General features: G+C 57.9%; 21 protein-coding genes. 4 read left to right on the forward strand and 17 right to left on the reverse strand.

Annotated elements, in window-relative coordinates; translation table 11 throughout:
* The 3 genes from IQ273_RS18225 to IQ273_RS18235 all read right to left on the reverse strand — a co-directional run.
* A partial coding sequence (locus tag IQ273_RS18225; RefSeq protein ID WP_194024588.1) for a hypothetical protein occupies window positions 1-707 on the reverse strand: 707 nt, incomplete at its 3' end.
* 252 nt (window positions 708-959) lie between these two features.
* Window positions 960-1,940 carry a heme o synthase gene (locus IQ273_RS18230; RefSeq protein ID WP_194024589.1) on the reverse strand — a complete coding sequence of 327 codons (981 nt, stop codon included), beginning with the start codon at window positions 1,938-1,940 and terminating at the stop codon, window positions 960-962.
* A 129-nt stretch (window positions 1,941-2,069) separates the two neighbouring features.
* The gene (locus IQ273_RS18235; protein WP_228053334.1) at window positions 2,070-3,065 is read right to left on the reverse strand and encodes a heme A synthase; all 996 of its coding nucleotides are present in this window, start codon (window positions 3,063-3,065) and stop codon (window positions 2,070-2,072) included.
* A 568-nt stretch (window positions 3,066-3,633) separates the two neighbouring features.
* Between IQ273_RS18235 and IQ273_RS18240 the strand changes: the two genes are divergently transcribed.
* From IQ273_RS18240 to IQ273_RS18250, 3 genes are all read left to right on the forward strand, one after another.
* The gene (locus IQ273_RS18240) at window positions 3,634-3,990 is read left to right on the forward strand and encodes a hypothetical protein (RefSeq protein ID WP_313898162.1); all 357 of its coding nucleotides are present in this window, start codon (window positions 3,634-3,636) and stop codon (window positions 3,988-3,990) included.
* Between the two features lie 256 nt (window positions 3,991-4,246).
* A complete protein-coding gene (locus IQ273_RS18245; protein ID WP_194024590.1) occupies window positions 4,247-4,624 on the forward strand; it encodes a hypothetical protein in 378 nt (125 codons plus the stop codon).
* An 80-nt stretch (window positions 4,625-4,704) separates the two neighbouring features.
* Window positions 4,705-5,514, forward strand: a complete 810-nt coding sequence (locus IQ273_RS18250; protein WP_194024591.1) for an alpha/beta hydrolase — start codon at window positions 4,705-4,707, stop codon at window positions 5,512-5,514.
* A gap of 35 nt (window positions 5,515-5,549) precedes the next feature.
* Here the strand turns inward: IQ273_RS18250 and IQ273_RS18255 are convergent, their stop codons facing one another.
* From IQ273_RS18255 to IQ273_RS18280, 6 genes are all read right to left on the reverse strand, one after another.
* Complete coding sequence (locus tag IQ273_RS18255) at window positions 5,550-6,398, reverse strand: alpha/beta fold hydrolase (RefSeq protein ID WP_194024592.1); 849 nt, start codon at window positions 6,396-6,398, stop codon at window positions 5,550-5,552.
* 81 nt (window positions 6,399-6,479) lie between these two features.
* Window positions 6,480-6,935: an NUDIX hydrolase gene (locus IQ273_RS18260; RefSeq protein ID WP_194024593.1), complete on the reverse strand. Its 456-nt coding sequence runs from the start codon at window positions 6,933-6,935 to the stop codon at window positions 6,480-6,482.
* A 1-nt stretch (window position 6,936) separates the two neighbouring features.
* Complete coding sequence (gene bcp / locus IQ273_RS18265) at window positions 6,937-7,401, reverse strand: thioredoxin-dependent thiol peroxidase (RefSeq protein ID WP_194024594.1); 465 nt, start codon at window positions 7,399-7,401, stop codon at window positions 6,937-6,939.
* An 85-nt stretch (window positions 7,402-7,486) separates the two neighbouring features.
* On the reverse strand, window positions 7,487-8,266 hold the full coding sequence (locus IQ273_RS18270) for an SDR family oxidoreductase (protein ID WP_194024595.1): 780 nt from the start codon (window positions 8,264-8,266) through the stop codon (window positions 7,487-7,489).
* A 141-nt stretch (window positions 8,267-8,407) separates the two neighbouring features.
* On the reverse strand, window positions 8,408-8,824 hold the full coding sequence (locus IQ273_RS18275; protein WP_194024596.1) for a hypothetical protein: 417 nt from the start codon (window positions 8,822-8,824) through the stop codon (window positions 8,408-8,410).
* Between the two features lie 86 nt (window positions 8,825-8,910).
* Entirely contained in the window at window positions 8,911-9,249 is a 339-nt protein-coding gene (locus tag IQ273_RS18280; RefSeq protein ID WP_194024597.1) for an SWIM zinc finger domain-containing protein, read from the reverse strand.
* 53 nt (window positions 9,250-9,302) lie between these two features.
* Here IQ273_RS18280 and IQ273_RS18285 point away from each other — a divergent pair, with 53 nt between their 5' ends.
* Window positions 9,303-9,746 (forward strand): hypothetical protein, encoded by a 444-nt coding sequence (locus tag IQ273_RS18285; RefSeq protein WP_194024598.1) that lies wholly within the window; start codon window positions 9,303-9,305, stop codon window positions 9,744-9,746.
* Between the two features lie 28 nt (window positions 9,747-9,774).
* Here IQ273_RS18285 and IQ273_RS18290 read toward each other — a convergent pair whose 3' ends face one another.
* The 8 genes from IQ273_RS18290 to IQ273_RS18325 all read right to left on the reverse strand — a co-directional run.
* On the reverse strand, window positions 9,775-10,722 hold the full coding sequence (locus tag IQ273_RS18290; RefSeq protein WP_194024599.1) for an ABC transporter permease: 948 nt from the start codon (window positions 10,720-10,722) through the stop codon (window positions 9,775-9,777).
* A gap of 137 nt (window positions 10,723-10,859) precedes the next feature.
* Window positions 10,860-11,945 carry an ABC transporter permease gene (locus IQ273_RS18295; protein WP_194024600.1) on the reverse strand — a complete coding sequence of 362 codons (1,086 nt, stop codon included), beginning with the start codon at window positions 11,943-11,945 and terminating at the stop codon, window positions 10,860-10,862.
* A gap of 9 nt (window positions 11,946-11,954) precedes the next feature.
* Window positions 11,955-13,148: a BMP family ABC transporter substrate-binding protein gene (locus tag IQ273_RS18300; protein ID WP_194024601.1), complete on the reverse strand. Its 1,194-nt coding sequence runs from the start codon at window positions 13,146-13,148 to the stop codon at window positions 11,955-11,957.
* A 289-nt stretch (window positions 13,149-13,437) separates the two neighbouring features.
* Window positions 13,438-14,604 (reverse strand): sugar phosphate nucleotidyltransferase, encoded by a 1,167-nt coding sequence (locus IQ273_RS18305; RefSeq protein WP_194024602.1) that lies wholly within the window; start codon window positions 14,602-14,604, stop codon window positions 13,438-13,440.
* A 268-nt stretch (window positions 14,605-14,872) separates the two neighbouring features.
* On the reverse strand, window positions 14,873-15,739 hold the full coding sequence (locus tag IQ273_RS18310; RefSeq protein WP_194024603.1) for a segregation/condensation protein A: 867 nt from the start codon (window positions 15,737-15,739) through the stop codon (window positions 14,873-14,875).
* Between the two features lie 102 nt (window positions 15,740-15,841).
* Window positions 15,842-16,114, reverse strand: coding sequence for a hypothetical protein (locus IQ273_RS18315; protein ID WP_194024604.1), 273 nt, complete (start codon window positions 16,112-16,114; stop codon window positions 15,842-15,844).
* A gap of 149 nt (window positions 16,115-16,263) precedes the next feature.
* Window positions 16,264-16,623, reverse strand: a complete 360-nt coding sequence (locus IQ273_RS18320; protein ID WP_194024605.1) for a lipopolysaccharide assembly protein LapA domain-containing protein — start codon at window positions 16,621-16,623, stop codon at window positions 16,264-16,266.
* Window positions 16,624-16,751: 128 nt separating this feature from the next.
* Window positions 16,752-17,377: DUF3153 domain-containing protein (locus tag IQ273_RS18325; RefSeq protein ID WP_194024606.1), on the reverse strand; the 626-nt coding region annotated here is incomplete at its 5' end.

Consider the following 17,377-nt stretch of genomic DNA (forward strand, 5'->3'; position numbering starts at 1 on the left):
ACTGCTAGCTTACCGCTGGGCTGGTAGCGCTGAATCAGGTCGAGAATTGCTGGGTCTGTCTCGGGGGGTGCGGCGGCGATCGCAGCGGCGATCGTATCGGCCAGCCGCCCGCTGCCCGCTAGCACAATTGCTGGTCTGCCCGTAGCCAGGTTTTCGCTTAGGTCGGTTAAGGCTACCTGGCCCCCGTTGATCAAAAGGGTCAGCGCCGGGTGGTCGGTAGCAATGTCAGAGGCCAACTCCGCCAGCCAGGGCGACTCATTACCCCACGAGTCGCCAGGGATGAGAAAAAAATTGGTGTGGTTAGGCTCTAGGTCGTGGCGAGAGTCAGCGGCGGGGCGATCGCTTGGCAACCGAGCCTTGCCCTGGGGCACCACCCCAATCAGCCGAAAGTTGCCGCTAATAGCGTGCCGAGCCTGCCCCATCATGTGAATTACCCCGGCATCGGTGCCGCCATCGAGCACCGTTAGCCCGAGCGATTGAGCCAGCGGCGCAAACACCTGATCAAAAACCGTTTGCAATCGCTCCAGACTCTCGGCAGACATCAAGCTAGCCCCGCCGATAATCACCAGCACCGGCTGGCCAGTGGGCATGCCCATGCAGTCTAGGGCTTGCTGACTCGTGGTATCAGACGACAGCGACAGCACCTGAGCGCTGTTGCCATTGTGAAAGTGGACATTGCTAATTTCAGGGGTAAAGGGATGCAGCATACGGCAGCCAAGCAAGTTAAGACACTATCTCAAGGGAAACGTATGCTACGCACTTTACCGAAGAGTAACCCCCACCCCTTTACCCAAAGGTCGTTTCCAACCCTGTGTAGGGCACCACAACCAGCAAATTCATAACTGGCATTATAGTCACTTCGGTGAATTGAGACACGCCTGCACCCAGAAAGGTTACATGCTAGGCCCTTAGCCTCCCTGCCAAGGGGTTTATTCTGCTAGCCCGCCGTGAGCAGTGCCCTAAAAAGGCAGCAGGCTCACCAAGGGTTCGATCTGACCCGACAGGTAGGCCACTGCCGATCGCGTCACCGGCCAGCTATCGACGACCATACCCGCCGACAGCAGCATCATGTAGAGAATGGAGAACTTGAACAGACTTTTAGCCAGGTCGCGATCGCTCGGGTCGTTTAGCAGCGCCCAGGCTTTTTGAATAAACATGCTGCCCAAAGCCAGAGCGATCGCCGCGTATACCGCACCCGTAGCCCCCAGTGGGTAGGTCATCATCAGGGTCAGCGGCACCAGCACCAGGGTGTAGTACCAGATTTGCTGGGCCGTCGCTTTGTCGCCCACCACGACGGGCATCATCGGCACGTTGACCTTGGCGTAGTCGTCTTGAATGAGCATGGCCAGGCCCCAGAAGTGGGGCGGCGTCCAGATAAACACAATGGCGAAAAACAACCAGGCGGCCAGGGGCAGGTCGCCCGTAACGGCGGCCCAGCCCACCAGCGGAGGAATGGCCCCAGCAGCACCGCCAATCACAATATTCTGCGGAGAAGATCGCTTCAGCCAGTGGGTGTAGACGCCCACATAAATGGCGATGCCCACCATCGCTAGAACGGCACTCAGCAGGTTGGCAACCAGGGCCTGCAAGCCAAAGGCCAGTACCGCCAGCACACCGGCAAACACCAGCGCGTCGCGAATTTGAATGCGTCCGGAGGGCAGGGGGCGGTGGCGAGTGCGCTCCATGTCGTAGTCAATATCGCGATCGTAGACGCAGTTGATGGTTTGGGCCGACGCTGCCGCCAGGGTGCCGCTCAGCAGCGTCACCATCAGCAACACTGGGTCTACCTCACCCTGCCCAGCTACCCACATCGCCGCCGCCGTTTCAATCAGCAGCAGGGGAATAATGCGGGGCTTGGTGAGCTGCACATAGCTCTGCACAACGGCCTTGAAGGACTCGTGGTGACGGGTGGGGGCATTCCATGTGGTGGTCTGATTCATGCAAAAAATCCTAAATGGTTCTAAAAACCGCAAACATCAGCAATAGGTGGCAAAAGCAATCGGCTAGTTCTCTAAGGAGCGGCGCTCTGATGTGTTAATCCTGGGTAGTGCCACTGGGTGCTGGTACACCTACAACTCAGCAGGGCTAGCCAACTCCTGGGGAGCCGCCACGCTAATTCGATAGTCGCTAGGAACAGGGCCAAGGCGATCGCGCCAGGCCAGCACAGTAAAGCACACCAGCGTACCGACCAGCGCTGCCCCCAGGGTATGGTGTGCCACGGTCAGCGGCTCTACCTGTAGCCGTAGTCGAAACGTCGCGATCCCCATCACTAGCTGGAACACTAGCAGCATGCTCGCCAAGCTGCCCAACCGCCGCAGCGGGTAGGTTAGCGCTGGGGTGCGCCACACTGTCCAGGTTAGGGCTAGCACCGCTGCACTCGCAGGCACAATGCCCAACAAATGGCTATTCATTACCTGACACAGTTCTTTGAGCCCCAGGCACTGATGGGCTGCCCAGCGCGACCCTACCAGCCCCCCCAGCAGGCACTGGACATAAACGATCATCGTGGCCACCAGCCCCAGCCAGGGCAAGCGACCCACGGTGCCAGTACTGCGGTAGGGCAGCAGACAGCTGGCAATGATTAGCATGGCGCTAAAGAACAGCAGTGCCGTGCCCAGGTGTGCCGTCACAATATCAAAGCGCAGCAGCTGGGTTACGGTTAGCCCGCCCAGCGCCCCTTGCACCCCAATGAGGGCGAGGGCACCTACCGCTGCCCAGGGCAACCAGCCCGGTACCTGCCGTCGATACCAGGTGCACAGGGCGGCTAGCCAAAGGGTGCTGAGGCCAATCAACGCAGCATCGAGCCGGTGAAACCACTCTAAAAACACCTGTAGATTCATCTGCTGCTGGGGCACCAGCTGGCCGTAGCAGAGGGGCCAGTCGGGGCAGGCCAGACCCGCATTCATGACTCGGGTGGCGCTGCCTACTGCCATCAGGGCTAGAGTCGCAAACGCAATCTTCCACACTAGGCGGCGAATGCGATCTACCGGGGTAAACGTTGCGGCGGGCCACAACGTTTCACGGGCTGTGGTTGGAGTCGAAAGGAAGGGGAAATTTGCGGCCATGCCATCTCCAGCATTAAGCAGTGCAGTTTTGGGGGTGGACTGTCGGAGCGAAAGAGTTGATCACAGTTGACCAATCACAGGGGATGAATAGGCGCGATCGCTTCAGAGACCTTCACAGGGGCCATAACCTTAGAATTATGAAGACTGTGGCAGACCCGTAGAAGTAATTGCTCCACTTATTGACAACAAGCTACTCAGGACTATCAATGCCGAAAAATTCGCTTACTGACTACTACTGTAGAGAGTGCAACCCTTGAATTGGCAAAGCTTTAGGGTTTTCTTTGGAATTTGGAGCTGGCAATAGGCCGCTATACAAGGATCAAAGCTGTGCCGTAGCGAGACACACAACGTAACTTATCTTTACCTTGGGCGATCGCCCGAACAACTGACCCGAGCGATCACTAAAGTTAAGGACCGAAAGCGCGACTGGGGCGATCGCCTTCAATCTGATGTAACTGGTGTAACTCTGGTCCATTGCGGCCCGCAATGCCGTAGGCTGGCTAGCAGGTGTCAGAATTAAAGCGCTTTGGCTGCTGTCAAGCTAGCTGTACACCATTCACCGATCGCGATGAGCACGTCTACTATGAGCGCCCCTCTTACCCTCAACCTGCCCCAGGGATCCCTGCGATTTACCTTTTCTAGCGAGGCGGCCCAGGGTCTAAAAGCTGACCTGGGCGAGCTGATGTCTACGCTCAAAGCAGCGGCAGCGACCCAGGGTGGAGAGCCCACTCGTCGCACTCCCCAACCGCCGATGGAGTACCGCCACACTGGCGACGTTTTTTTAGAAGTTTTCTGTAACCCTAATATTTGGCCTAGCCCCTTTGCCGCCAAGGTACTCGTGACGCTGCGCGACGATCGCATTCGCGTCACTACCGAAGCTGAGCTATCGCAAATCTACGAAGACATTAATGCGTACTTGGAATAGGGGGCGTACCTGGGATGGGGGTACGCTCGGCGAACCCCTATCTAGGAAGCCAGGCAAGTTTTTCCCTCTACCTGGAGGAGGATAGTAGCCTGAGATGCTACCTTCCCTAGGGGGAAGACGATAGAATATGAGCGCAAAACGCGGCTAGCCTAGAGCGAAAAGTTCTTGACGGAGCAGGTTGCCCTGCTTCTGAGGAAGGCTCAGGGCTGCCTAGCTTTTGGAGTTTCTAACAGCATTTTCTAAGGCATCTTTAAGTATGTACACTGACGATATTTCTCAGACTTTGCAGAAAGGGTTTCGCGTTACCCTGGGGGCTACGGCGTCCCTAATCGAAGCTATTCAAGACCCTGAAAGCTCTAATCAAAAGTTTTCTACCCTAGGCGGTGACGTCAATCGGCTCACCGAGGAACTGGAAGTTAAAGGCGAAACCACCGAGCGCGAAGCTCGAATGTTTGTCGATTCGCTGCTGAGCCAGATGCCGAACCCTTTCACTAGCTCCGGTGCTGCAACTGATGGGCCGACTATTACCACCGTAGCTAGCCCCGTGGTAGAGGCCTCTGTGCAGAGCGATTTGGAAACTCTGACCCAAGAACTAGCTGCCATTCGCAAAGAGATTGAAACACTCAAGGGCTGACGCCAGCGGTCATTCCTGGGAAGTGCAGACTGTGCCATCGGCCGCACCCCATCGGCCGTAGCACATCAATAGAGGCAAGCATGGCCGATACGGCAGAGCTATACATCAAGGCGCAAACTGAAGCGCAAACATCTGGGTTGCCAACGCCCGAACGGCCAGCGGGGGACGGGGCGATCGCTAGCGGGTTCGATCCCTTTGCTGGCGTAGTCGATGAGGCTAGCGAGGCTGGCCGTGAGATCTACTTCATCAGCGGCTTAGGAGCCGATTGGCGTGTCTTTCATCGTCTACAGCTGAAGGGGTATCGCCCTGTTCATATCTGCTGGGAGCGTCCTTACCGGGGCGAGTCGATCGAGCACTATGCCCAGCGGTTGCTGGGCCAAGTCACAACCCCACATCCGATTCTGGTTGGGCTTTCCTTTGGCGGGCTGATGGCCGTAGAAATGGCCAAACTGTGCGACCCAGCTCAGGTTATCGTGATCTCAAGTGCCGTTAGCGGGGCGCAGGTGCCCAACTACTACAAACTGTTTCGCTGGCTGCCGCTACAGCTGATTGTGCCGTTTAAGCAACTGTTGTGGGCGGTTTACGGAGTGATTAGCTGGCTGTTTGGTCTGGAGGATCCGGAAGATCGCTCGCTATTCAAGCAGGTTTTGATAGATACTGACCCCTTTTTCCTTAGATGGGCCATGAATCGGGTGGTGGGCTGGCGCAATCAAGTGGTGCCCAAAAACGTGGTTCAAATTCACGGTGGGCGCGATCGCGTGTTTCCCTTTGGCCACCACTCCGCTGACATCGTTGTGCCCGATGGTGGTCACCTGATGGTGCTCAATCGGGCCGAGCAGCTGTCTCGGCTGCTGATGGCAACCCTGGCTACTAACCCAGTTGAATCGTAAAGGGCCTAAAGAGCGGTGGGCTAGGGTCAAGCGGGCTAAGTAGCCGAGTGGATGGGCAGCTGAAGTGGCGGATTGGCTGTCGCCATCCGCTCTAGGGCTGCCGCGCAGGCGGCTGTATCGATCCCTAGTGGTGAATCGGCAGGGGGCAATGGGTGATGCTGTGGATTGGGCAACAGGCGCAGCCAGGCCTGGGTAAGCCGGTGAGCGACAGGATCGGCAGCGGCAGACTCCAGGACCAGTGTCGGCAGCCAAAGTTTTCCTAGACCTTGCTGTAGTAGTTCGCCCTCAACGGCGGCGGTGCGGCGCTGAAAGAGGATTTGGCAGGCCGCAGGGGACTGGCGCAGGCAGCGGCGGCGATCGCGCAACGCTTTTACCCAAGGGGCTTTGCCCAACCAGGGCAGGATCAGGGGCAGGGGCGACCAGGGGGCAACGAGCCAGCGATCGCGCCGCCAGCGACCTCTCAGTTCGCGATCGCGCACCCCTTCAGGGGCCAGCACCGCCAGGCTCTGCACCTGGTCGGGGTAGGTAAGGGCATATTGACCGGCTACCCAGGCCCCCAATGAATCGGCTACCAGCCGCAACCGTTGAATGCGCAGGGCGCTCAATAAGCTGTGCAGCACCTCGACCTGTAGAGCCACCGAGTAGGGAGAGGGAGACTTACCCTCTTGCCACGATTCGCCAAAGCCCAGCAAGTCGGGGGCCAGGCAGTGGTAGCGGGGAGCCAAGTGCCGCATCAGCGGTAGCCACTGGGTGCTGTCGTGCCACGAGCCGTGGAGAAACACCACTGTTTCGCTCTGGGGTTTGCCGCCCTCATGCCAAAACAGGCTCCCCAGCGGCAGCTTAATGCGACTAGTGCGAATGGGAATGTCGGTCGGTAACGGCATGGCACTCGGTAAGGTAGATGGCACCAGAGTAACCGGGAAGCCGTGCTCCAGCGTCCCAATCTAGCGGGTTTACCCAAAAGCTTAGGCTAAAACTGTTTCGCCCTTAAAGAAATCTTGCAAATGCTGCTGGTGGTCGTGGGAAAGGCGATCCCACGGTATGGTGTCGACGGTAAAGTGGCGCACGTCCAAAATTTCGCGCCGGTCGGCGGGGTAGGGGGTGCCCGTCACCCGTACGGCTACCGTTATGCACACCGAGTGGAAGCGGGGGTCACGCCCGGGCTGCGAGTAGACCCCTACCAGCCGCTCCAGCCCGACGGTCTCTAGTCCGGCTTCTTCTTTCAGTTCGCGGGCCGCAGCGGTAATCACGTCTTCGCCCCAGTCGACAATGCCGCCAGGCAGGCTCCATAGGCCGTTGTCGCGCCGCCGTACCAGCACCAGGCTGCCATCGGCCAGCAACGGAATGACGCAGGTACCCAAAATAGGACGGCGCAAAATTAGCCCCATCAGGGTCCGCAAAATGTGGGCGAAGTAGGACATTCTATAGGGCTTCCAGGTCGGCTAGCACCGTATCAGCATGGGTCTCGGCTTTGACCTTGAGATAGACTTTCTCCAGATTGCCGTCGGGGCCGATGATGAAGGTGCTGCGGGTGATACCCATATATTCTTTACCCATAAACTTTTTCAGGCCATAAACGCCGTAGCGGCTAGCTACTTCGCCGCCCTCATCCACCAACAGCGGAAAGGGCAGGCTGAATTTATCGATAAATTTGGTGTGAGACTTGGCGTCGTCGGTACTTACCCCCAGCACCACGGCATCTTTGCCCTGGTAATCGGCGTAGCGATCGCGAAACCCGCAGGCTTCTTTGGTGCAGCCAGGGGTATTGTCGCGTGGGTAAAAATACAGCACCACGCGCTGGCCCTTGAGGTCGGCCAGGCTGTAGGTTTTGCCGGTGGCATCGGGGAGGCTGAAGTCGGGAGCGGGGTCGCCAGCGGAGAGGGCCATAGTCAGTATTAATAAACGTTACATGCCATCGCCTATTGTATAGCGCTGAATTGGTGTGTTGGGGGTTGCTGCTCGACTAGAGAGCCTACTCTGTCCGTCGATGAATGTGAAACATAGAGGACTGATCGGTGGGCAGCAGCAGCACGTCGCTGACGTTAACGTGGGCCGGGCGGGTCACCGCAAAGACAATTACATCGGCCACGTCGTCGCCGGTCAGCGGTGTCATCCCCTGGTAGACGCCTTTGGCGCGATCGCTATCTCCCCCAAAGCGCACCAGGCTGAACTCGGTTTCGACCAGGCCGGGGTCAATGTTAGTAACCCGCACCGGGGTGCCCAGCAGATCGAGTTTGAGCCCCTCAGAGAGTGACCTGACCGCCGCCTTAGTGGCACAGTAGACGCTGCCACCGGGGTAGGTCTGCCGCCCCGCGATCGACCCCACATTAACGATATGGCCCCGACCCCGGGCCACCATGCCTGGCACTACCGCCCGCGTAACGTAGAGCAGCCCCTTAACGTTGGTGTCAATCATGGTTTCCCAATCGTCTAGGGGGGCTTCGTACTGTTTATCTAGCCCCCGGCTCAGGCCCGCATTGTTGATTAGAATGGCGATCGCCTGCCAGTCTTCCGGTAAACCGCTAATCGCCTCACTCACGGCTTCCGGGTGGCGCACATCCAGCACGACCGTTAGCACCTCAGCACCATGCTGCTGCTGAAGTTCGGTAGCCAATGCCTGTAAAGGTTCTAACCGGCGGGCAGCCAAAATTAGCCTAGCCCCGATAGCAGCCAGTTGGCGGGCGCAGGCAGCCCCAATGCCGCTGCTGGCACCCGTAATCATGACGGTCTGGTCGACAAGAGATGCGGTCATAGTGGGTAAAACGGTGAATAGCTCAATGGAGTTTAGCGAGTAACCCAAAGAGAAGAAACCGGGTTATGGCTAGATAGTGACCGAGCCTCCTGGCGATCGCCTAGAAACCCGGTTTCTAAACCCTGCTGCATTAGCCCTGATCTAAGGCGTTTTCTCTGGCTCAGGATTCTTCACGCTGGACTCTATTTCATCTAAGGTTTGCAGCACCAGCCGCTTCGCTTGCAGCTCCCAACCCCACTTCTGCACCTGAAAGGCGACGTAAAACCCAATGCCTGTCGCAATCAAATCGAGCGGCTGTCGCCCAGAAATGCCCAATAGTAACCCCAGCCCGCCAATTCCCCAGAAGGGCAACGCCACTGTCTGACGATTTTCTTCCACCAGCTTGGCGACAAAATTTTGGGGAATACTGGCCGCTACTTCCTCCCGCACCGCCCCCTGCTTGGGGTAGGGCACCGCAAAGCTAAATTTACGGCGCAGCTTCTCGATTTTGCGGGCGTCGGTGCTGTACTCGGTCAGCTCGTCTTCGGCCATGCGAATCAGCTGCTCAGCAATGGTCATAGGGAAATTGTCCGAAGTGAGGTTAAGGGGGCTGTGGAAACATTACCCCAGTCATTATCTCACTGTAGCGGTCTTCGTTTCTTCGGTTAAAGCCCTGCTCTGTCAAGCTCTTCCTTGAGGGCGCGCAGGCTTTTATTGCGATCGCGATCGTGAATATAGGTCAGCAGTAGCGCTACCTGGTGTTTGCACAGTCCATCCCAGTCGTAGGGACAGGTGCAGCTAGAATCTTCGACCCCCTGCGGTCCCAGCGTCACCCGAGGCTGATAGGTCATGCTGCCCTCGCAGCTGGCCCATAGAACATTTCCCTGGAGCACCGGGTTGAAGATAGCGCCGTTGCGATAGTATCGGCGGCCCCGGTCAAAGCTCTGATCCGTAGCCAGAGCCTTGACCTGCGACTCGTTTAAGGGCGGTGGTGAGGTGACCATGGCGCAATTTCCCGATCCAGCGGTACCGTTATCAGTAGTGTAATCGCTTGCCAATGGCTAAGAAACAAGGCCGAAAACCAGGGCAGTTTGGCTACCTGCCTCCGCAGCATAAATTTTTTCTCAACCCTTACCAAGACGCGCGGTTTACTCGCTGTCCCAAATGCGATCGCCCTAACAAGCTGCGCAAAAAACCGCTGTTAATTTTGATCTCGCCTGCTCAGCCCCTCAGCCTCAACAAAACCTGTCGCTACTGCCCTAACTGCGACATTCTCATTGCTCACAAAGACGATCTAGATGAGCTACTGGAACGCATCTGCCTGCAGCACTATCCAGACCTAGTCGGCCACGATTACCTGGTAGTCGGCACCATGGAGCGCAAAAACTGGAAAGAAGGGCTGAAGATTGAATCCTTAGACGAGCTTTTTCAGACTGTCCACGACTTCAAAAAGCACGTCGAGTTTGAGCCCGTCCGCTACGTCTGGATGAAGGAGGATTGATAAATTCTGTTGAGGCCAAGCCCCTGAGTCAACTGTCTTTACCCAGAGCCCCTGGTGCGCCTGCTAAAGTCCTCTGCGGGGAGCAGGTGATGATCATGATCACCAGCGTAAGAATATAGGGCGCAGCGTTGAACAGGTAGTAGTACGAGTCGATGCCCACCGACTGAAACGCTGGCCCCAGCGCCTGGGCACCGCCAAACAGCAGTGAGGCCCACAGGCACTGCCAGGGCTGCCAGCGGGCAAAAATCACCAGCGCCACCGCCATTAAGCCCTGGCCGCTAGAAATGCGCTCGGTCCACACGCCGGGGTAAAACAGCGACAGGCTGGCCCCGCCAATACCCGCCAAAAAGCTGCCCCCCACGATGCTCGCCATCCGCACCCAAAAAATCGAAATGCCCATCGCCAGGGCCGCATCCGGGCTATCGCCCACCGCCCGCACGTAAAGCCCCCAGCGGGTCGACTTAAAGAACCAGCTCATCAAGGGCACGATCGCCACCCCCAGCAAAAACAGCGGGCTAATTTGCAGCGCCGACTGCACCGGGTCTAGGCTGCTCCAGCCGCCGATGGGAATGGTCGGCAGCTGGGGGGCCTGGGGCTGAATAAAGGGCTTGCCAAAGAAATTCGCCAGCCCGCCGCCAAAAATAATCATGGCGATGCCCACCGCTACATCGTTAACGCGGGGCTGCTGCGACAGCCAGCCGTGGATAGCCCCCAGCACCATACCCGCCACCCCGGCGGCCAGCACGCCCAGCCAGGGAGCTAGAGTCGGGCCAACGATGCCCGAGCTGAGGTAGGAGATAGCGTAGGCGCTCATGGCTCCAAACAGCAGAGTGCCTTCTAGGCCAAGGTTAATTTTGCCGCTTTTTTCGGTCAGGCACTCGCCCAGACTGACCAGCAGAAACGGCACGCTGCCGCGCAGGGTGCCCGCCAAGATACCAAGGGGTACGCCCCACCAGCCCAGTGCTCCTGCCGCCATAATCTCTCCTTAATATAGTTACCACAGGGCCAAAGAGCCTATCCCAAACCAGTAATCCCACGCTGGCGGGCAGTGCCTACCTTACGGTCCATCCCATCCACCCATCCACCCATTCACCCATCTACCCATCCACTCTCCTACACCGAAGCCACCGCTGCCTCAACCTGGGCCTCGCGCTCTTGAAAGAAGGCAAAGCGTCCGTAGAGCGATTCGCTGTAGAGCACGCAGAGAAAGACAATGCCCTGGAAGACCAGCACGGTGGCATCGGGCAGATCGTGCGATCGCTGCAAAATGCCCCCCGCCGCCAAAATACCGCCCAGCAGTACCGACACCAGCACCGTGGCCAGGGGATTGTGGCGGGCGACAAAGGCCACCAAAATCCCCGCATAGCCGTAGTTCGACACAATCGATTCGTTCAGTCGCCTTTGCACGGCGGCCACCTCGACCATGCCCGCCAGCCCGGCGCAGGAACCGGCCAGGAAGCACACCGCCAGGGTGAGCTTGCCCACGGGCAGTCCGGCAATGCGGGCGGCGCGCACGTTGCCCCCGGCGGTGCGGGCGGCAAAGCCAAAGGTGGTGCGCTGAATCAGAATGTAGGCCAGCACCGAGGCCACCAGGCCGTAGATGAGCCCCCAGTGAACCCGGGTGGTAGGTAGGGTGCCCAGCCAGGCGGAGGCATCGATCTCAAAGCTGGAGGGCTTGCTGACAAAGGCCGGATCGCGCATTGGCCCCTGCACCAGGTGGCTGAGGAGGGCGATCGCAATGTAGTTCAGCAGCAGACTGCTAATGGTTTCGTTTACCCCTCGGTAGTGGCGCAGCGCCCCCGCCGCCATAATCCACAAACCCCCGGCCACCAGGCTGCCCAAGGCCATCGCCAGCAGCACCAGACTACCCGGCAGAGATCCTCCCAACCCCAGCCCGACGCTCACCGCCGCTAGACCACCCACTACCAGCGCCCCTTCGTTGCCGATGATCACCAGGCCCAGGCGAGCGGGTAGAGCCGTACACAGGGCCGTCAGCATCAGTGGCGAAGCTCGAATCAGGGTGTTTTGCCAGGCGCTCCAGCTGCCAAAGGCAGCCCGATAGATTGAGCCGTACACCGCCAAGGGGTTGGCCCCGGCCAGAGCGCAAAACACCCCAAAAATCACCAGAGCGGCCAGCACTGCGCCCATGGGTAGGGCTACTGCCTCCAGCGATCGCCGCCAAGTTGTCGTAGACGCCATGGGTATGCCCTAGCTAACGGAACCAATCACGCCTTCAACAAAATAGTCCATCTTTTCTAGCTCGATGTTGTCGGTTTTCAGCGCCTGATCGGTCGAGAGCACTTCGTCGCCAGTGTTAGTCTTCAATGGTCCCTGGTAAATGACCAGTTCCCCAGACTCAATAGCGGCTACAGCGGCATCGCCACCAGCCTTGGCCTCATCACTGACCGCCGGGCCGTAGGGCGACAGCTTACAGAAATTGTCCGCTAGTCCACCCCGCAAAACGTGAGGAATATCCCCAGCCATCAAGGTCTTACCCGCCACGAACTCTTGGCCCAGCTCAGTGTAAATGCTTGACCAGTCCCACTCGGCTCCGGTGAGGTAGCCCTCGGGAGCCAGGGGGCTTTGATCGGCATGGTAGCCCGAAGTCATTACCCCGCGACGCTCAGCGGTTTCCATCACCACCTTAGGGCTGTCGACGTGGCAGGTGATTACCTCAATCCCCTGGTCAGCCATGCTGTTGGTGGCCTCGGCCTCTTTGACAGGCTCTGCCCATTCGCCGGTAAAGATCACCTGGGTGGTGGCCGCCGGATTCACCGACCTGGCCCCTAGGGTAAAGCTGTTGACGTTGCGCAGCACCTGGGGAATGGGCTTGGCTGCTACAAACCCCAGCTTGCCTGCCGGGCTCATGTGAGCCGCCACCACCCCGGCCACGTACTGAGCTTCGTCGATGTAGCCAAAGTAGCTGCCCACGTTTTTAGGGTGTACGCCCTCCTGGTAGAGGCCCCCAGCGTGGAAAAACTGCACGTCGGGAAATTCTTCGGCCAGGGCCAGAATGTGGGGGTCAAAGTAGCCAAAGGAGGTAGGAAATAGCACCTTAGCTCCGTCGATTTCGATCATGCTGCGCATGGTCTCGGCTACGGCGGTGGTTTCGGGTACGCTGGCCTCTTCGACCAGGCGAATGCCGGGTACATCGGCGACCATGGCTGCTGCTCCCTCGGCGTGGGCCTGGTTGTAGCCAAAGTCATCTTTGGGGCCGACGTAGATAAAGCCTACGACCAGTTCTTCCGCCGCTGCTCCATCAGCCGCCGCGCCGCCTCCAGAACTGGGTGACTGAGCACAGCCGGTGCCAAACTTAGCGGTGAGTCCAAAGGCGGAGGTGGCCAGCAGTCCCCGCATCACCTGCCGTCGCGATAGGCGAAAAGAACGGTTGCGATCGCTCATTGTTTACAACTCTCTCCAATACAGGGGCAGAACAATACCAGTGTTAGAATCACAGCCCTGCCTGCGAACCAGCCTGCTGCTCAAGTCAACTCAATTCGCAAACGGCTGCCCTTAGCTTTACACCATCCTTATAAGAATTGGTAAAAGCCTCTAAAGTAGTTGTATCAGAAACAACTGTTTAACGTGTTCTCCGCTACTATCCTTGGATAGATATTAATAAAAGCAAGGCCCCAGAGCGACTAAACGCTGGGGCCATTACCGAGTCGAATGCAAAATTGAATGGGCGACTTTAAATATGCTGTTCCAGCAGCTCGGCGATCGCCCGGTGCTCTACCGGCGGCACCAGCGGAAACTGCTGGCGAGTATCGGTAATCAACCAGTCGAGGGCAGCAGCTTTCATATCGATAGAAGCCCCGGTTTTATCGACACAGTAGCGGCCAAACACCAGCTTGTCGACCAGGCGTACCCCAGGGCCAATCCGCGAGTACTCAAAGATCACGCTCTTATCGACGATCGCGCCGCTGCAAATCGCGCAGTTGTTGCCGATGGCGCTAGGACCAATAATCGTCGCCCCGTCTTCGATGTGGGTCATCCCGCCAATATAGACCGGGCCTTCAATATTGACCTTGTCCCAGTTGGCCTTGACGTTGAGCCCCACATAAACGCCGGGGCGAATCTCTTCGCCGGGGATGTCAACCAGGTTGACCACGCCCGTAAGTACGTCTTGAATGGCGCGCCAGTAGTCGGGCACTTTACCAATATCGACCCACTCAAACTCCATGGGAATGCCGTAGAAGGGAGCGTTGGTCGCCACTAGCTTGGGCAGCAGGTCGCCGCCGATATCAAAGGACACTCCCGAGGGAATGTAGTCAAACACCTCGGGCTCGAAGATGTAAATGCCAGTGTTGATTTCGGTGCTGAGCGCCTCTTCTACCGCCGGTTTTTCCTGAAACGACTGGACCCGGCCTTCGTCGTCGGTGACCACAACTCCGTAACTGGGCACCTGCTTGAGGGGCACGGTTTTGGTGATAATGGTTGCGATCGAACCTTTTTCGCGGTGGCGGCGCACGGCCTCGGTGAGGTCGAGGTTGATCAGCGCGTCGCCGCAGAGCACCACAAAGGTGTCGTCAAAGAAGGGCGAAAAGTCTTGAATTTTGCGCATGCCCCCGGCGGAGCCAATGGCGTCGCCCACCAGTTCGCCGTTGTCTTCGATACGGCCTTCAAAGGAGTAGGCTAGCTCGACGCCAAAGCGCTGCCCATCGCGAAAGTAGCCCTCGATTTCATTGGCCAGGTGGCTCACGTTTACCATGATCTGGTCGAAACCGTGCTGGCGCAGCAGTTCGAGCAAAAACTCCATCACCGGCTTCTGCATGATCGGAATCATGGGCTTGGGAATGGTGTAGGTGATGGGCCGGACACGGGTGCCTTTGCCGGCAGCCAAGATCATGGCTTTCATACAAATAGGATCCTTAATATGTATGGGGATAAATTTACAGCAGAGCAGTTTTTTGAGCTAAGGGCTGAGCGGCTGATTTAGGAAAAAGCCGGAAATAACGCCACGGTAGGGCAATTGCACTTGGCCATGCTAACAGCGCCCCCGCTCAGAACACCGATAACCCAGTCGGCCTTCAAGGAGTTCTTACACTTCCTTTAAAATAGCCCTCCCATGCCTGAAACGGTAGCGATCGCCAGCGGCTGCTAGAGCCTATACACCCTAGTCTGGCCTAGTCAGGCAGAATAAAGGCCGGTAGTGCGGCGTCTGCCTCTGTTAAAGGGGCGCGATTGAGGTTTCTGACCCGTAAATCGGCATAGAAAGTGTCTTGGTTGAGTTCTACCTTCGACTGGGCCGAGAGAAACAGGAGCCCCCAAAACACCCCCACCTTCTCGTGCACGGCGGCGGCGTGGGGAGTGTCAAAGTCGTGGGCGTCTTCGAGGTCGGCGGGCTTGAAGTTGGGCCACTGCTGTAGCAACAGTTCAAAGTCGATCCACAGCAGGTCTTCGCCAAACTCGTCCCAGTACTGGTCGAGAAAGGCTTCGAGGGCGGCGGCAATTTCTGAGAGGTTTTCCTGGTGGGCGAGCTGGGCGATCGCGCGTACTGCCTGGCGCTGGGGCTGGGGCCGGGCTCGTCTGGCCCGCAGGCGAGGGGTGTGGTCGGCCATTACGGTGGCCATGGTTTCGAGCTGCTGAATTAGCTCTTGCAGGGTGACCTGCCGCCGCTGTGGGGTGGGGGCGACGGCCCGACGGTGCAGGTGCCGCTCCAGGTTGCGGGGCAGCGGTACTAGCTCAGGTGTCTCCTCTTCCCAGACCTCTTCGGGGTTGGCTTCGGCCTCGGCCTCGGCTTCGGCCCGCACCATGGTGTCGGCCTTGAGCAGGACCAGCATGGAGGCGTAGAGAAACCCCTGGCCCGACTCGGAGAGGTTGGCCTCGTAGGGGGTGCGGCCCTGGCTGGCCAGGGTTTCGGACTGGGCTTTGAGCAGCGACAAAAAGCGATCGATCACGTCGATCACCTTCACATCCCACGGGTCGATTTCGCCCTGATCGGCCAGGTCGATGAGAAATGCGATCGCGGTTTGAGCCAGGGATGATGACATAAATAGTCAAGGGGGCAAGGGGCAGAGTCACTGCCGAACCACAAAGATTTTTGGGGAAACGGTTGAGGAACCTGTTGATCAGCTTTGAGAATTCCAGCCGGGTTAAAGTCCCAAATGGCTTAAAGTCTGCACTGCTGCATCAATAAACCGTTGTCCCCAAACCACCGACAGTAACCCCAATACCAGAGCCAGACCGGCTACGGTGCCAACCTGCGTCCAGCTCCAGTCTATGGGTACCCCATAGGAAATTAAAATAATGCTCAAAAACGTAGCGATCGCAGCACCCCCTACAAATCGCTGAATTGTTCCAGTGCCTGAGGATTGATTGACCTCGATAGAACTGTCGGGACGGTTAGACGTATCGTTAGCAGCCATACAGGTTCCCTCAAGTTGGCTGGTCTATGTCATTTCTGGAGACCTGGAGAAAACGGTCGGCATAACCAACGATAAGGCCAACCAAAACTCAGCGCTGGCCCCTATCTTAACGAACTATTACCAAAGGATCCTATCAGCCAACAGCAGCCCTACTGGGCAAACGCTTCCTCGCTATCGCTCTCCTCGATCTTGGCGGCGGGCAGCATCAGGCTTTGTTCTTCGAGTTCGACCTGGTAGCGCTGCACGTCTTGCTCTAGCTGCTGAATTCGCACTTCGCGCTGCTGCATCTCTTTACCAAAGGACATATAGCCCTGCACTTGAGCCCAGACGCTAAACACCCAGGCAAACACGGCCCCGATGCCCATGGCCATGATCAGCTCTACACATAGAGGTGCCTCGACATCCACGCCGGGGGCGATGTGAATAATCACGGGCTCGGTGTTTTCAATGCCGAATAGCACCAGGGCTAGGGCAATTACAAAAATAACGACGAAATTTATCTGCCGCATGGCTCTGGCCTCAAAACGCTTGGTCAAAATCGCTAGGTCAATACTAAGTCCAGCTTGGGATCTGTGGCTTGCCCACAGGCAGAACCCCACGTCTGGACTTGGATAAGATTTATTTAACCAGGCAGACTTTAACTTTGGCGAAAGGTTTTTGCTGGTTTAAACACTCGATAGCGCAGACCGTAGCCGCCCAAAACCAGGGCCACAATACCTAAAGTGCCGAGGGCAATGGCGTTGGGTAGCCAAAATACGGCGTCAATATGGGTCATTTTACCGGGCTGAAGTTGCCAGATGGCTCCGGCGGCATCCTGGCTCAGGGGTGGGGTGGCGGCGGGGTCAATTTGGTCTAGCCCCCAGGGCACCTGTAGGCGAAAGCGCAGATCGGCCCAGGCTGGGGTCGTTACCTCCTCCCCATTAGCGGGTAGATCGCGCAGGTCGAGGCTGTAGGTGAGGTGAGTACGGCTGACGAAGACCCAGTTGGTTTGCTCTAAGCCCAGATCAAAGGGCACTGGTCCCCAGCCGGGCAGCTGTAGAGAGCTGGGGCTGGGTTCTTCCAAATTGAACGTCTCAGCTCGACTAGGATCTGCGGCCAGCTCTGCGGCCAACTCTGGGGTAGAAAACAACTGCTGAAAGCGATCGCCTAAGTCGCGGGCGGTGCCAAAGGGCACGGTTAGGGTCACCGTTTGAGGGCTCTGGCTAAGCTGCCCGCCGAGGGGGCGCGATCGCACCTTCAACTCCTCAAGCCAGGGTTCTAGGG

It is taken from the genome of Nodosilinea sp. LEGE 07298, from assembly GCF_015207265.1.
GTDB lineage: Bacteria > Cyanobacteriota > Cyanobacteriia > Phormidesmidales > Phormidesmidaceae > Nodosilinea.

Excerpts from the sequence above, each read along its gene's own strand:
- IQ273_RS18230 (WP_194024589.1), bottom strand. The coding sequence starts at position 1,940 with ATGAATCAGACCACCACATGGAATGCCCCCACCCGTCACCACGAGTCC.
- IQ273_RS18235 (WP_228053334.1), bottom strand. The coding sequence starts at position 3,065 with ATGGCCGCAAATTTCCCCTTCCTTTCGACTCCAACCACAGCCCGTGAA.
- IQ273_RS18240 (WP_313898162.1), top strand. The coding sequence starts at position 3,634 with ATGAGCACGTCTACTATGAGCGCCCCTCTTACCCTCAACCTGCCCCAG.
- IQ273_RS18245 (WP_194024590.1), top strand. The coding sequence starts at position 4,247 with ATGTACACTGACGATATTTCTCAGACTTTGCAGAAAGGGTTTCGCGTT.
- IQ273_RS18250 (WP_194024591.1), top strand. The coding sequence starts at position 4,705 with ATGGCCGATACGGCAGAGCTATACATCAAGGCGCAAACTGAAGCGCAA.
- IQ273_RS18255 (WP_194024592.1), bottom strand. The coding sequence starts at position 6,398 with ATGCCGTTACCGACCGACATTCCCATTCGCACTAGTCGCATTAAGCTG.
- IQ273_RS18260 (WP_194024593.1), bottom strand. The coding sequence starts at position 6,935 with ATGTCCTACTTCGCCCACATTTTGCGGACCCTGATGGGGCTAATTTTG.
- bcp (WP_194024594.1), bottom strand. The coding sequence starts at position 7,401 with ATGGCCCTCTCCGCTGGCGACCCCGCTCCCGACTTCAGCCTCCCCGAT.
- IQ273_RS18270 (WP_194024595.1), bottom strand. The coding sequence starts at position 8,266 with ATGACCGCATCTCTTGTCGACCAGACCGTCATGATTACGGGTGCCAGC.
- IQ273_RS18275 (WP_194024596.1), bottom strand. The coding sequence starts at position 8,824 with ATGACCATTGCTGAGCAGCTGATTCGCATGGCCGAAGACGAGCTGACC.
- IQ273_RS18280 (WP_194024597.1), bottom strand. The coding sequence starts at position 9,249 with ATGGTCACCTCACCACCGCCCTTAAACGAGTCGCAGGTCAAGGCTCTG.
- IQ273_RS18285 (WP_194024598.1), top strand. The coding sequence starts at position 9,303 with ATGGCTAAGAAACAAGGCCGAAAACCAGGGCAGTTTGGCTACCTGCCT.
- IQ273_RS18290 (WP_194024599.1), bottom strand. The coding sequence starts at position 10,722 with ATGGCGGCAGGAGCACTGGGCTGGTGGGGCGTACCCCTTGGTATCTTG.
- IQ273_RS18295 (WP_194024600.1), bottom strand. The coding sequence starts at position 11,945 with ATGGCGTCTACGACAACTTGGCGGCGATCGCTGGAGGCAGTAGCCCTA.
- IQ273_RS18300 (WP_194024601.1), bottom strand. The coding sequence starts at position 13,148 with ATGAGCGATCGCAACCGTTCTTTTCGCCTATCGCGACGGCAGGTGATG.
- IQ273_RS18305 (WP_194024602.1), bottom strand. The coding sequence starts at position 14,604 with ATGAAAGCCATGATCTTGGCTGCCGGCAAAGGCACCCGTGTCCGGCCC.
- IQ273_RS18310 (WP_194024603.1), bottom strand. The coding sequence starts at position 15,739 with ATGTCATCATCCCTGGCTCAAACCGCGATCGCATTTCTCATCGACCTG.
- IQ273_RS18315 (WP_194024604.1), bottom strand. The coding sequence starts at position 16,114 with ATGGCTGCTAACGATACGTCTAACCGTCCCGACAGTTCTATCGAGGTC.
- IQ273_RS18320 (WP_194024605.1), bottom strand. The coding sequence starts at position 16,623 with ATGCGGCAGATAAATTTCGTCGTTATTTTTGTAATTGCCCTAGCCCTG.